Below are 13,030 nucleotides of genomic sequence, written 5' to 3'. Positions count from 1 at the left end.
TAACTACGCGAGTTTCAGAAAACTGGACCAACTAGTGAAGAAATTGATGGATACTGCAAGAAAAATAGAACGAACCAATCAGGTTAGCGAGGTAATTTTACAGCCAAGCAATACTCGCCCATTGTCGCTTTCGTCGACTCTGAGTATCTCAGCTTTAGCATCCAGAGGTTTAACATTGACGCCTTCAATCAGTACTTCTATTGATTCACCCACTGCGATCGGCTTCTCTACTTCCAGCGACAGGCCCGTTGCGCTTAGGTCACGGCAAATCGCTTTTACTTTATGCATCTCATCGTTGTCCGCATAAATCACCATTGCTTCAGCATTTATCGCCATTCGATGGAAGTTACGTTGATCTTGATATCGCATAGAAACCTCATTTGTCAGGAAAACATCTGCAAGTGCTTGAGTATAGGCTAGTAAATATCTAGAGTAAGATCAGTTATTGGTACAAGCAAGGGCATATTATGAGCAACGAAACTATTTTCGATAAAATCATCAATCGCGAAATCCCCGCTACCATTGTCTATGAGGACGATATAGCACTTGCCTTTGAGGACATTAACCCACAGGCGCCGACTCATTTATTGATTATTCCGAAGCGCCGCATCGCCACCAGCAATGATATTCAACAGGATGATCGGGAAACCGTTGGCCATTTGTTTTGGGTTGCCGGGGAAATTGCACGGCAACAAGGTTTTGCCGAGGAGGGTTACCGCACAGTTATGAATTGCAATGAGAATGGCGGCCAAACCGTTTACCATATCCATGTTCATCTGTTGGCTGGTAAAGCGTTTGGCTGGCCGCCCTATCAGGACCGTAAAAAGCAGGCCTGATTAATTTAGTTCATTGGACCGTCAAGGATCCGCGCCAGGTACCATTTTCCACCTTCGCGCACCATCAACACATCGCGGATGGTCTCCACCCGGCGCGAACCGGAAACACCACCTAAACTGACCTGAACGCGCGCGGTATTAGCTTGTTCATTGAACAAGGTAACACCCTGGCGGTCGGCGTTGACTTCTACGTGGTCAAAATCCATGTTGTAGAGATAACGGCCCACCGAGGCTACCGAGCCGTAACGCATGATCAGTTGCCGATGCTCTTCAGTGGCCAGCTTTGCCGCCGCTTCGATATCGCGTTCATTGTAAAGTAATTCAAAGTAATCAATGGCTCGTTCGTGCGCCTCTGGTTCCTGAATTTTCTGTTCCCAGCAGCCAGTCAGTAATAATGCCCCCATGACTGTCAGCGCTGCCGCCCATGTGTTGCGTAGCTTCATAATGCTCTCTCTATTTTATTGCTCGGTTTTGTCCCCAAGCGCGACGCCTTCACGACGCGGATCAGCACCTCCGAGCAGGTACCCTTGACCACGGGTTATTCCATGCACACCACTGTTTAAATCACGTATATCCAGCGTATGGCCACGGCTTTCAAATTCATCCTGCCACGAGCCAGGCACGACTTCCAGCTCTATTGCAGTGCCACCGTTTAAATTAGTCACATTCGGCAGCTCAATTGCGCTTTGCATGTCCAGTTCAAAGTCGATCAGGCCGATCAGTGTTTTACCCACGTAATTGATAATTCTCGGTCCGCCCGGCGAGCCCAACACGTGTTCCACGTCACCCTGCGGATTGAAGGTCATCACCGGAGTCATTGAGCTACGCGGCCGTTTACCCGGTTCAACCCGGTTCGCCACCAGGCCTTGTCCATTTTCAGGCTGCCGCGCGAAGTCCGTCAGCTGGTTATTGAGCAGAAAGCCGCCGACCATCACCGCCGAACCAAAGCCCATTTCGATACTGCTGGTCATCGATACGGCGTTGCCTTCGGCATCGATGATACTGATATGGCTGGTACTAGGTTGTTCATAGCTAATTCCAGCGCTGTACGCCTGGCTAAAGGACGCCGGCGATCCGGGCTCAGCATGGCCCATGTCCTGCTCGCCTATCAGCGAGGCGCGTTGTCGCAGATACTCAGGATCAAGCATTGCAGCAACGGGGACATTGCTAAAATCCGGATCGGCCAGATAATAGTCGCGATCGGCAAAGGCAAGCCGTGACGCCTGAGTAAACAGATGCCAGGGCTCCGCATCGCTGACCTGATACTGACTAAAATCAAACTGCTCAAGCATGCTCAGGGTTTGCAATAAGGTAACGCCCCCCGAACTCGGTGGTCCCATGCTGCATACATCGCGTTGACGATACTCACTACACACAGGTTCACGCCATTGAGTGGAGTAACTGGCCATGTCCTCCACGCTTAACTGCCCCGGCTCAATCGCTGCATTGTTGACCGCTGCGACAATGGATTCGGCTAATTCCCCCTGATAGAATCCTTGTGCACCCTGCTCCGCAATGATGCGTAAACTGGCCGCTAATTGAGGGTTGTATTTAGTATCGCCGGCTTGCAACGGCTCTCCACCAGGAAAGAAATAGTCGCGGGCAGTTGGCAGACGACGCACACCGGGATTAATTTCCAGTTCGACCAGCCGGGCCAGCCGCGGTGAAACCACAAAGCCCTGCTCTGCTTGTTCAATACTGGCTCTGAATAGCTCTTGCCACTCAAGCTGCCCCCAGCGTTGATGGGCATCTTCCAGCCCTTGCACCAGGCCAGGAACGCCCACCGAGCGACCGCCGACGACCGCATCTATCCAACTGACCGCCTCGCCACTGTCATCGAGAAACAATTCAGCGTCCGCGGCCATCGGCGCTGTTTCCCGGGCATCCAAGCTATACAGGCGTTTTTCTTCGGCATCCCAGTACAGAATAAATGCACCGCCGCCAATCCCCGAAGATTGCGGTTCAACCAGCGTCAGCATGCTTTGCACGGCGACCGCCGCATCAATGGCACTACCGCCTTGCGCCAGAATTTCACGGCCTGCCTCGACGGCATACGGGTTCGCTGCTGCCACCATATAGTTCGAACTTTTGACCAGCTGATGCTCTTGAGTGCCAGTGGCCGCTTCAGGTTCGTAGGCTTCATACTGAGTCGTAGCCGGGCTACAGGCGATCACCAGTGTGCTGCTAATCGCCAGCACCAGGGTTGTCATCGGGCGCATAATCTTCCTTTTGAGAATTGTCATCAAAGCAGGCTACAATCAGCCTCAATTGAGCATACCAAAGTCAACCAAGGAAAACATATGCTTTCAGCCAGGCCCGGTGCAAACCTTATGCAAAGCCATGCTGCCTGGGTAGTGCCGCTGGTGTTGGTTGTCGGCATGCTGTACGTGCAGCAATGGCCTGCTGCACTGGATGTCCTCGACTACGCACCTGAGCGACTGAGCAGCGACCCCTGGCGCTGGTGGAGCGCCCACTTTGTCCATCTCAATGCGACTCATCTGGTGGCTAACCTGCTGGCCTTCACCGCAGTCTGTCTAATCTTCGCTCCCTGGCTACGCGGTTTTGTGCTTCTTGGCGTAGTTCTGGTAAGCGCGACTTGTGCATCCTTAGTGCCCTGGCTGGCTAACCAGGACCTTCATTTTGCCGGCTTCTCCGGTGTGCTGCACGGATTGCTCTTGTTTGCCTGCGTTCGCGTTGCTCAGCAGCACTGGCTTGGCTTTGCCATGCTCGCATTACTGACTGCCAAGTTACTAGCGGAACTCTGCCTCGGCTACTTCAGCGACAGCCAGCTTGTCATTGCCTGGCTTGGCAGCCCGACCGCCTATTTAGCCCATCTCGGTGGTGCCCTCGGCGGCGGCTTGTCCCTCCTGGCCTTGCTTGCTGGCAATCGAAAGCGATAAAATATAGCGACAAAAAAACGCGCCAAATGGCGCGTTTTTTAGCAGGGATTTTGTAGCAGGTATCCCTTACTTCAGGTTGCTTTCAAACAGCTTATGAATTCGCCGATATTGGTTCAGCCAACTACTTGGCTGCACAAAGCCATGCGGCTCGACCGGGAAAATAGCCGTTTCAAAGTTCTCTTTTTCCAACTCAATCAAGCGCTGCACCAGACGTACCGAGTCCTGGAAGAAGACGTTGTCGTCAACCATCGGAGCGCTGATTAGTAACGGCGTATTCTGGTACTGCTCGGCAAAGTAAATCGGCGAACTACGACGGTACGCAATCATGTCGTCCTGCGGTAAGTTGAGAATATTAGAGGTGTAGCCTGTATTATAATGAGCCCAGTCCGTGACCGGACGCAGTGCAGCACCAGCCTGAAACAGGTCAGGTTCTTTAAACAGCGACATGAACGTCAGGAAGCCACCGTACGAACCACCGTAGGTTCCCACACGCGAGGTATCCACGTTGACCTGATCACCCATCCAGCTCACTACATCGACCAGATCTTCAACTTCCGGGGTACCCATCTGACGGTAAACAGCAGTCCGCCAGTCGCGACCATAGCCTTTCGAGCCACGGAAATCTAAATCCAGTACCACGTAACCTTGCTGGGTCAGCATGTTATGGAACATGAATTCGCGACTGTAGTTTGACCAACCCGAATGCGCGTTCTGCAGGTAACCCGCACCGTGAATAAAGACCACTGCCGGGTACCCTTCAGCCTGGTTTGGATCGAAATCATCTGGCAAATACACCCGCGAGTAAATCGGTTCGTCCACGTGACTGGATGGCACAGCAACGATGTCACCCTTCTTCCACGGAATCGAGTTAAATTCATCGCTAACCGTGTGAGTCAGACGCTCAGCGTTCGACGAACCCAGCTCCTGCAGATACAGCTCATGGGGCTGCACCGCAGTAGAATGCGTTATCAACAACTGGCTTTCGTCCGGGCTCAGAGCGAAGGTATTAATACCGCCAAGATCCGTTAACTGTTCGATGTCACCGCTGCTGATAGCAACCCGATAGACTTCATACACCCCAGGGTGTGGCTGGTTCGCCGTGTAGTAGAGGTAGTCACCATCCTGGCCTGACACCACATTGTTAACCACATACTGGCCCTGAGTTAACTGACGGCTGCGACCACTGTTCAGGTTACGCACATAGAGGTGGCCATAGCCGTCTTCTTCCGAGCCATACCACAACGCGTTTTGCCCCGGTACCCAGTCAAAATCATTGTAGTCGCGGTTGATCCAGGCCTCATCATGCAACCGGTGCTGGCTTACCAGACGCGCATTGTCGAAGTCTACGGTCGCAATCCAGCGGTCTTTGTTGTCCCAGGCACGCAGCATCACCGCCACCTGACTGCCATCATGGTTCCAGTTTATATTACCCTGTGGTGCAGACCAGGCCGCCATCAGGTTAATCGCCCGCGGCTTGCGCTCGCTGCGGTAATTCTCACCGCGTGCCGCATAATTCTCTTCACGCACCGACGCCAATACGTCCTCATCAAAGCCCGGCAGGCTATCAAAACCTAACGCCTGCTTCGCACCTGAATTCAGATCGAGCACATACATTTGATGTTCAACCGGCTCAGCATCAGCCACCCGACGACGCACATCCTGGTTCTGAATGCGTCCAGTTTCAGTGACGTATCGTGGCATCAGATCGCCATCCGCACGCCAGCTTTGCGGTTCAGTAATCACCACAATCGCCTTATCACCAGCCGGCGACAGGCTCAGATCAACCAGCTCCATGCCCTCACCCATGTAAAATGGCTGTGGTGCCAGCGTTGAATTCTGTGCAGCCAGCTGTTGTTGATGCTCAAAACGCTCCGTCCGCTGACGTCGCTGGATCTGGTTGTACTCCATCAGCTCCATTTCTTCTTCGGCAATCAAATCCGCAGGCTCCTGAGTGGCCTCAGGTTCGTCACTAAACGCCAGCGTCAACAAAGTTTGGCGGCGTCCACTGGCTGGCTCAATCGCGACCAACCGATTCTCAACGCGATAGCTTAAGCGACCATCATGCAAAAATTGCAGCGCCGTTTTACTGTGTGCGTCACCCGTCAGCTGACTTAGCTCACCGCTACGCAGGTCGCGCACAAATATATTATTTTCAAATACATACGCATGCATACTCTGGTCGTCATTAACCACCGCATCAGGGTGCGCATAGCCGTGTAGTTGCGCCAGCGCCACCCGCTCACCGTTGCCATCTGCAGTCAGGTCACGAACATAGAGGTCGCGCATCGGCGAACCCTGACGTTTACGCTCAAACAAAATTTGCGAGCCATCATAGGACCAGTAAGCAGACTCAGGTGAACGTGCCACCCAGTCCTGATCAGCCATAATACGCTCCAGCGTCAGCGTGCTTGTTTCGCTGCGTGGGCCCGTTTGCTGTGCCTGCGCCTGATATTCAGTGGTCGCTCGTTCCGTCGGCTGAGCTGAACCTTGCTCCGTGCTGGCACAGGAAACAGTCATCAGGGTCGCCGCGACCGCAATGGCTAATTTTGTTTTTAAATGAGTTACTTGCATGGATTGCTTGATCCTTCCAGTTAATCGTGAGCCTATTAAAACAAAAGCGCCCGCCAATGGCGAGCGCTGCTGCGTTGAGTCGCAGGTTAGGCTGGTTAAAGCACAGCGTCGGGCTGTTGATCAGGCTGCGCTTTTTGAAATGCGTCAATCTGCTGCAAGTTTTCATAAACCTGCAACAGCCGTGGATACGGCGACAAATCAATCTTAAAGCGCAATGCATTGTACACCTGCGGCACCAGGCACACATCAGCCAGGCTCACTTCGTCACCCACGCAACATGCACCCGCATGTTTCTCCAGGCGCTTTTCAAATGCCGCAAACGCCGACGACACCCAATGCTCGATCCAGGCCTGACGGCCCTCATCACCCGCATCCAGCGTGCCACTGACATACTGCAGCACCCGTAAATTGGTAATCGGCTGCAAATCACACGCCATATCCAACGCCAGCATGCGCACAATCGCCGCCTCTTTCGGATCCTCCGGCACCAGCAACGGCCCAGCTTTGCTGTCCAGATACTCAATAATCGCCAGCGACTGATTCAGCTCCAGTTCACCATCAACCAGCGTCGGCACCAGCTTAGCCGGATTCAGCTTCGCATACTCCGCACTTTTCTGCTCGCCGCCATCTTTGACCAGATGCACCGGCTTGTAGTCAAACGCCAACTGCTTCAGATGCAACGCAATCCGCACCCGATAACTAGCCGAAGACCGCCAATACCCATAAAGTTCCATAAAACCTCCTAGTTGCGCACTCGGCGCGAACGGGCGTCGCAGTTGGACATTGAGGAAAAGGCTGGCTTCCGTGGGCGCCGGCAGACTCGTTGCTGGGGACGCCGTAAATACATCCCTGTAGGCTCGGCTCGCGCATCCATGCGCTCAACGCCCCAACAACGAGTCCTGCCGTCTCCCACACGCCAGCCTGTCACTGTCCTGTTTATCTTGCCCGAACTTGTCAACAATCCACGCAAGCGCTCTCAAGGCTGATCGCGATGCTTGCAGCATGCAGGATTGGCGCGTGGCGGATGGCATGTTTCCCTGGCGGGGTGTCGGCAGCATGGATGCTGTCGTCAAGCCTACAGGGATGTATTCACGGCGTCCCCGCCAGGGAATATGCCAGCCGCCACAGAAGCCAATCCCTGCATGCTCCCCCAATGCCCGGTTATTCAGGCCCGTCGTAGCGGACGACTTTTTGTTCGATGGAGCCGAAGATGCTTTGGCCGCTGGCGTCGAGCATTTCCATGTGAATGGTGTCGCCGTATTTCATGAAGCCAGTAGCTGGTTTGCCATCGCGGATGGTTTCAATCATGCGCACTTCGGCAATGCAGCTGTAGCCGACACCGCCTTCTGAAATAGCGCTGCCGTGATCGGTGCCCTGTTTGTTGGACACAGTGCCTGAACCGATGATTGAACCTGCCGCTAATGGGCGACTTTTCGCGGCGTGTTCTACCAGGCGCGAGAAGTTAAAGGTCATATCAACGCCGGCGTTCGGTTCACCAAACAGCTCACCGTTGTAGGTTGAGCGCAGTGGCAAGTGCAGTTTGCTCTCTTTCCATGCATCCGCTAACTCATCCGGGGTTACCGCGACCGGTGAAAACGCTGACGAGGGCTTAGACTGGAAGAAGCCAAAGCCTTTGGCCAGTTCGCCCGGGATCAGGCCACGCAGCGAGACGTCATTCACCAGCATTACCAAGCGAATGTACTTCTCGGCGTTGTCGGATTTAACGGCCATTGGCACGTCACCGGTAACAATTGCGATTTCGCCTTCAAAATCGATGCCCCACTCGTCCGATGGCATCTCGATATTATCACGCGGGCCTAAAAACGAGTCAGAACCGCCCTGGTACATTAACGGGTCTTCCCAGAAGCTTTCTGGCATTTCGGCATTACGTGCCCGACGTACCAGTTCCACGTGATTTACATACGCGCTGCCGTCAGCCCATTGGTACGCACGCGGTAACGGTGACTCACACTCGTCCTGATGAAAGGCGATGTCGTCACTGAATTTGCCGTTGTTCAGCGCCATGTAGCTTTCACGTAGCTTCTGTTCAACGTCATCCCAATGATCCAGCGCGTACTGCATCGTCGGTGCGATTTCCGGCACCATCACCGCCCGTTTTAGATCTTTACTGACAACGACCAGTTGACCATCGCGACTGCCATTTCTATAGGTTGCTAACTTCATAAACTATTTTTTCTCCTGCCAGCTGTAGACATAGTCTGGATTCTCCACCCCATCAGCGGCCTGGCCGGCTGACAATGAATCACGGGTGTCCAGCATTACAGCGACTTCGTCAGTGAATTTTTTCTTGTGCTCACGCCCTGCCTGAAAGGCTTTCGGGTGTGGACCATGGGTAAAGCCCGCTGGGTGAAAGGTTACCATACCGCGATCAATATTATCGCGGCTGAAGAAATCCCCAGCGTGATAGAACAAGACTTCATCATAGTCGTCATTGTTGTGATAGAAAGGTACTTTGAGCGCGCCGGGGTCGCTTTCGATAGGCCGCGGTACAAAGGTACAAACCACAAAACGGTCGGCGACAAAGGTGGTATGCGCCGACGGCGGTAAATGATAACGATGGCTCATCAGCGGTCGGATATCACGCCAGTTAACACGCACCGGGGCTAAATCACCATGCCAGCCAACGGCATCCAGTGGGTTGTAGGGGAAGGTCACGACGGACACTTCACCATGGCGTTTCACTTCCACCTGCCATTCGTCTTCGCTGTACTGTGCTTTAAAGGCCTCATTGATTTCCGGCACATCAAGCACCGCCGGATCAAAGATCGCATGGTTACCGACTAAGCCTTTATCGGGCAGCTGATAGGCACTGTTGGTGGCCTCAATCATCAGAATCCGCATTTGCTCATTCGGCACCAAACGCCAGTTGGTAGACCGTGGAATGACCACGTAATCCCCATCGCGCAGACTCATGTGGCCATAGTCACAAAACAGCTCAGCGCTACCGTCATGAATAAACAACAGGTCATCACCGTCGGCATTACGCGCGAGCTTTTTCATCGGCTCGCTGATGTCCCACAGGCGGAACTTACAATGCGCATTGTGCAGCAAGGTTGGCACCGCCCAGGGTGACGCCGGGTTGATGTCTTTGAGCTGGTTAAAGTCAAACAGGCGCGGACGCAACGGGCCTTGCCAGTCGCTCCAGCCAGTTGGTGCATGTTGGTGATGAAAGTGGGTGGCGGGACCGAAGAAGCCACTACGGCCCGCTTCCCGCTCATATATCGCTTCCTCAGGGAAGTCTGCATGCGCCTGGCGCGATGCAGTCCCCTGTTTCTGAGGAAATGAAATCCACTTACGCATCGCTTAACACTCCACGACGAATTTGATCTTCTTCAATCGATTCAAACAGCGCTTTGAAGTTACCTTCGCCAAAGCCTTCGTTGCCTTTACGCTGGATGATTTCAAAGAATACCGGGCCAATCACCGTCTTAGTAAAGATCTGTAACAGGATACCGTCTTTCATTGGCGCGCCATCAATCAGGATACGCAGATCACGCAGGTCGTCGAGGCTTTCTGTATGGCCTTCAACACGCTCGTTCACTTTGTCGTAGTAAGTATCTGGCGTGCTCATGAATTCCATGCCCTTGTCACGCAGGCTGCGTACCGTGTTATAGATATCGTCTGTGCTCAGAGCGATATGCTGGATGCCCTCGCCTTTGTATTCGCGCAGGTATTCTTCAATTTGTGATTTGTCGTCATGTGATTCGTTGATTGGGATGCGGATTTTCCCGCATGGCGAGGTCATAGCGCGGCTCAGCAAGCCAGTCAGCTTACCTTCGATATCGAAATAACGTACTTCACGGAAGTTACCGATACGCTCGTAGAAACCAGCCCATACGTCCATGTTGCCACGGAATACGTTGTGGGTCAGGTGATCGACGTAGTCCATACCGGCACTGTTTTTGTCCATCTCTGCTTCCCAGTTGTCATAGAACTGGAAGTCGACGTCGTAGATGCTTTTGCCGTCTTTATAACGGTCAACAAAATACAGCGCACTTTCGCCGATGCCATAGACCGCCGGAATATTCAGCTCCATTGCGCCGACATCGGGGCGGAACTCTTTCGCGCCATTGGCCAGTGCATGCTTCATCGCAACATTGGCGTCAGCAACGCGGAATGCCATACCACAGACACTTGGTCCGTGTTCACGGGCGAATTCTTCGGCCTGTGATGACGGTTGTGCATTGACGATAAAGTTGACGTCATTTTGCTTGTACAGCCAGACATCTTTACGACGGTGCTTAGCGACCTCGGTAAAGCCGAACAAGGTGAACAGCTCTTTTAAATCGTTAATACCCTTAGGATCAGCTGCGGTGTATTCAACGAACTCAAATCCGTCAGTGCCTAATGGATTAATAGTCTTGTCGCTCATGGGGAAACCTCTTTGTTGTCACGATTGTTGTCACGATTGTTGTCACGTTTGTTGTCACATATCAGTTGTGCGGACTGGCCTTAGCCAAGCCGTTTTTAATTCGAATAGTCAGCCTAGTTGTATCTTCTGTAGGTAGGAAGTGCCAGTACTGAGGAGGTACTACCAGACGCGCAAAAAAAAGGCTAACTGGATAGATATGTTTACATACGAGGAGAGTAGCCTGTAATCAGGGGTAGTGTACGCATTAGTTTACACTACCCCTTCATGGCTGTTCTGAAATCTTTACAGGTCAGCTTTTTCGTTGTTTGCCAATTCCGTACTCGCGCAGTTTATTGGCGATGGCGGTATGGCTTAAGCCCAGTTTTCGTGCCAGCTGGCGGGTACTGGGGTAATTCGGATAAAGGCGTCGCAAGAGGCTTGCTTCGAACGTTTTAACCGCCTCTTCCAGTGAGGTCTGCTCAAGATCGATATCAATCCCTGAAGCCAGGGGCGGTGCTTCCGGCAACTGAATATCACTGGCCTCAAGCTGCTCCCCTTCAAGCATGGATACAGCGCGAAACAGAGTATTCTCTAACTGACGAATATTGCCCGGCCAGCTGTACTGATTAAGCAGGTTACGCGCCCCGCTGCTAAGACCGACTAAAGGTCTCCCCAGGCGCTGACAGGCCTGTTGCAGGAAGTGCCCTGCAAGTAACAGAATATCACCACGGCGTTCGCGCAATGGCGGCAGCATCAGGTTCAGCACATTCAGACGATAATACAGGTCTTCACGAAAATCACCGGACTCAACGCGGTCAATTAAAGCGCCACGCGCTGAGCAAATAACCCGCACATCAACTGTCACTTCAGCCTCTTCGCCAATCCGGCGAAAGGTGCCATCCTGAATAAAACGCAACAGCTTTGCCTGCAACTCGCGCGACATGTCAGCGACCGAATCAAGCAACACGACACCACCTGCCGCCTGCTCGAAAATCCCTTTCTTACCATCTGGATGGTTATCAAAAATACTCGCGCCGTACCCAAATAATTCGCTTTCTGCCACGTTGTCAGGCAAAGCACCACAGTTCACCGCCAAAAAGGGCTTATCGCCACGCCGACTGGCTTTATGGCAGGCCCGCGCGAGAAGTTCTTTACCGACCCCGGTTTCGCCTTCAATCAACAGCGGAACATCCAGACTGGCCATGCGCTCTGCATCTTTGAGCACTTTGCGCATCCCCGTGTGCTGGGTCAGGATCCCGGCGAAGGCGGCAGCGGTCGGGCTACTCAGTGACGGCACTGCAATCGGTTCGGACTGACAATGAATCACGGCACCAGCAAAAATGGGTTCACCTTCATCGTCGGTAAGCCAGATCGGGAATAGATTGGCATAGTAGCTGGAGCGACCACATTTAACCTGTGCGTTATCGGCCTCGGTCGGTTTACGCTCGAGCCAGCGTTGAATCGAAAAGCCGCCAAGCCAGTCATCCACCAATTCGCCTTTTAATGCGTTCTTATCGGTGGTCAGCAAGGCTGCACCCGCTGCATTGATAACGTCAATGTGTCCTTTTGCGTCGACCGAAATAACCGGGTTGGGCAAGGTGCTTAGCAACAGATTAAACTCGTAGTGCTCTCGCTCTGATGGCATGTATGACGTGGTTTTTACGTCTTCGACGTTGGGAATACGGCGGATCTTAGGCATCAGTGCCTGGAAATCAGCAAACTCCATCGCTGGAAAATTAAGGAAAATCTTACCGATGGGGTCGACTTCAATGCCCCGCAAATCGATTTCATTTTCTCGCAAAATGGCAAGGACTTCCTGGCATAAGCCAAGACGGTCCTGGCAGGTAATCTCTAAACGCATAGGTTCTCAGCGCGGCTAAAAAGTGTAAAAAAAATTATACAGGGGCAGCAACAAAAAAGCAGCAACTGTCGACCGACAGATTGCTGCTTGCGATAAATGTAGAAAGGCGGAGTTAACTATCCAGCTTTTCCAGTAAAGCGTCGGTTTTCGCTGCCATAATAAAGTCGTTGCGGTGCAGCCCTTTGATAGCATGGGTCCACCAGGTCACGGTCAGCTTACCCCATTCCAGGGTCAGGGTCGGATGGTGAAACTCATCTTCGGCCATCTGCGCCACCAGCTCATGAAACGCCCAGGCTTTCTTAAAGTTCTTAAATTTATAGGCACGCTCAAGTTGCATCACACCATCGCGGCTGACTGGTGCCCACTCCGGGATTTCGCGCATGAGTTCTTTCAGCTCTTGGTCAGACACTGCGGGAGCATCAGCCTGACAGGCTTCACAGGTTTGGTTCTTTAAATCGCTCATTGGTAGTCCTGTTGTTTAAATAAATAG

12 protein-coding genes are annotated in these 13,030 nt (G+C 52.8%); 2 read left to right on the top strand and 10 right to left on the bottom strand.

From position 1 onward, the window contains the following. Positions 1 to 78: 78 nt before the first annotated feature. Positions 79 to 369: a PilZ domain-containing protein gene (locus CWE14_RS01930; RefSeq protein WP_126797818.1), complete on the bottom strand. Its 291-nt coding sequence runs from the start codon at positions 367 to 369 to the stop codon at positions 79 to 81. A 98-nt stretch (positions 370 to 467) separates the two neighbouring features. Here CWE14_RS01930 and CWE14_RS01925 point away from each other — a divergent pair, with 98 nt between their 5' ends. Then, complete coding sequence (locus tag CWE14_RS01925) at positions 468 to 836, top strand: histidine triad nucleotide-binding protein (RefSeq protein WP_126788125.1); 369 nt, start codon at positions 468 to 470, stop codon at positions 834 to 836. Between the two features lie 5 nt (positions 837 to 841). On the opposite strand, the gene CWE14_RS01920 is transcribed toward CWE14_RS01925, so the two are convergent. Beyond that, entirely contained in the window at positions 842 to 1,279 is a 438-nt protein-coding gene (locus CWE14_RS01920; protein WP_126797817.1) for a hypothetical protein, read from the bottom strand. Between the two features lie 15 nt (positions 1,280 to 1,294). Further along, positions 1,295 to 3,046 (bottom strand): gamma-glutamyltransferase, encoded by a 1,752-nt coding sequence (gene ggt / locus CWE14_RS01915; RefSeq protein ID WP_126798150.1) that lies wholly within the window; start codon positions 3,044 to 3,046, stop codon positions 1,295 to 1,297. A 90-nt stretch (positions 3,047 to 3,136) separates the two neighbouring features. Between ggt and rrtA the strand changes: the two genes are divergently transcribed. Beyond that, positions 3,137 to 3,736 (top strand): rhombosortase, encoded by a 600-nt coding sequence (rrtA, locus tag CWE14_RS01910; RefSeq protein ID WP_157981765.1) that lies wholly within the window; start codon positions 3,137 to 3,139, stop codon positions 3,734 to 3,736. A 66-nt stretch (positions 3,737 to 3,802) separates the two neighbouring features. Here the strand turns inward: rrtA and CWE14_RS01905 are convergent, their stop codons facing one another. From CWE14_RS01905 to CWE14_RS01875, 7 genes are all read right to left on the bottom strand, one after another. Next, positions 3,803 to 6,307, bottom strand: a complete 2,505-nt coding sequence (locus tag CWE14_RS01905; protein WP_126797815.1) for a S9 family peptidase — start codon at positions 6,305 to 6,307, stop codon at positions 3,803 to 3,805. 95 nt (positions 6,308 to 6,402) lie between these two features. Beyond that, on the bottom strand, positions 6,403 to 7,041 hold the full coding sequence (maiA, locus tag CWE14_RS01900; protein ID WP_126797814.1) for a maleylacetoacetate isomerase: 639 nt from the start codon (positions 7,039 to 7,041) through the stop codon (positions 6,403 to 6,405). A gap of 427 nt (positions 7,042 to 7,468) precedes the next feature. Further along, positions 7,469 to 8,491, bottom strand: coding sequence for a fumarylacetoacetate hydrolase family protein (locus CWE14_RS01895; protein WP_126797813.1), 1,023 nt, complete (start codon positions 8,489 to 8,491; stop codon positions 7,469 to 7,471). A gap of 3 nt (positions 8,492 to 8,494) precedes the next feature. Continuing rightward, positions 8,495 to 9,628, bottom strand: coding sequence for a homogentisate 1,2-dioxygenase (locus tag CWE14_RS01890; RefSeq protein WP_126788131.1), 1,134 nt, complete (start codon positions 9,626 to 9,628; stop codon positions 8,495 to 8,497). Beyond that, a complete protein-coding gene (gene hppD, locus CWE14_RS01885; RefSeq protein WP_126797812.1) occupies positions 9,621 to 10,700 on the bottom strand; it encodes a 4-hydroxyphenylpyruvate dioxygenase in 1,080 nt (359 codons plus the stop codon). Before hppD ends, CWE14_RS01890 begins: the two co-directional genes overlap by 8 nt. 289 nt (positions 10,701 to 10,989) lie before the next feature. After that, complete coding sequence (tyrR, locus tag CWE14_RS01880; RefSeq protein ID WP_126788133.1) at positions 10,990 to 12,540, bottom strand: transcriptional regulator TyrR; 1,551 nt, start codon at positions 12,538 to 12,540, stop codon at positions 10,990 to 10,992. Between the two features lie 112 nt (positions 12,541 to 12,652). Beyond that, entirely contained in the window at positions 12,653 to 13,003 is a 351-nt protein-coding gene (locus CWE14_RS01875) for a 4a-hydroxytetrahydrobiopterin dehydratase (protein WP_126788134.1), read from the bottom strand. Positions 13,004 to 13,030 lie beyond the last annotated feature (27 nt).

This window comes from Aliidiomarina soli (genome assembly GCF_003986975.1).
Taxonomy (GTDB): Bacteria; Pseudomonadota; Gammaproteobacteria; order Enterobacterales; family Alteromonadaceae; genus Aliidiomarina; species Aliidiomarina soli.
Note: the sequence above shows the minus strand (reverse complement) of the source record. Positions and strands in the feature narration are given on the sequence as shown.

What these genes read in the sequence shown, in the direction of transcription:
- CWE14_RS01930 (WP_126797818.1), bottom strand. Translation starts at nt 369, where the DNA reads ATGCGATATCAAGATCAACGTAACTTCCATCGAATGGCGATAAATGCT.
- CWE14_RS01925 (WP_126788125.1), top strand. Translation starts at nt 468, where the DNA reads ATGAGCAACGAAACTATTTTCGATAAAATCATCAATCGCGAAATCCCC.
- CWE14_RS01920 (WP_126797817.1), bottom strand. Translation starts at nt 1,279, where the DNA reads ATGAAGCTACGCAACACATGGGCGGCAGCGCTGACAGTCATGGGGGCA.
- ggt (WP_126798150.1), bottom strand. Translation starts at nt 3,046, where the DNA reads ATGACAACCCTGGTGCTGGCGATTAGCAGCACACTGGTGATCGCCTGT.
- rrtA (WP_157981765.1), top strand. Translation starts at nt 3,137, where the DNA reads ATGCTTTCAGCCAGGCCCGGTGCAAACCTTATGCAAAGCCATGCTGCC.
- CWE14_RS01905 (WP_126797815.1), bottom strand. Translation starts at nt 6,307, where the DNA reads ATGCAAGTAACTCATTTAAAAACAAAATTAGCCATTGCGGTCGCGGCG.
- maiA (WP_126797814.1), bottom strand. Translation starts at nt 7,041, where the DNA reads ATGGAACTTTATGGGTATTGGCGGTCTTCGGCTAGTTATCGGGTGCGG.
- CWE14_RS01895 (WP_126797813.1), bottom strand. Translation starts at nt 8,491, where the DNA reads ATGAAGTTAGCAACCTATAGAAATGGCAGTCGCGATGGTCAACTGGTC.
- CWE14_RS01890 (WP_126788131.1), bottom strand. Translation starts at nt 9,628, where the DNA reads ATGCGTAAGTGGATTTCATTTCCTCAGAAACAGGGGACTGCATCGCGC.
- hppD (WP_126797812.1), bottom strand. Translation starts at nt 10,700, where the DNA reads ATGAGCGACAAGACTATTAATCCATTAGGCACTGACGGATTTGAGTTC.
- tyrR (WP_126788133.1), bottom strand. Translation starts at nt 12,540, where the DNA reads ATGCGTTTAGAGATTACCTGCCAGGACCGTCTTGGCTTATGCCAGGAA.
- CWE14_RS01875 (WP_126788134.1), bottom strand. Translation starts at nt 13,003, where the DNA reads ATGAGCGATTTAAAGAACCAAACCTGTGAAGCCTGTCAGGCTGATGCT.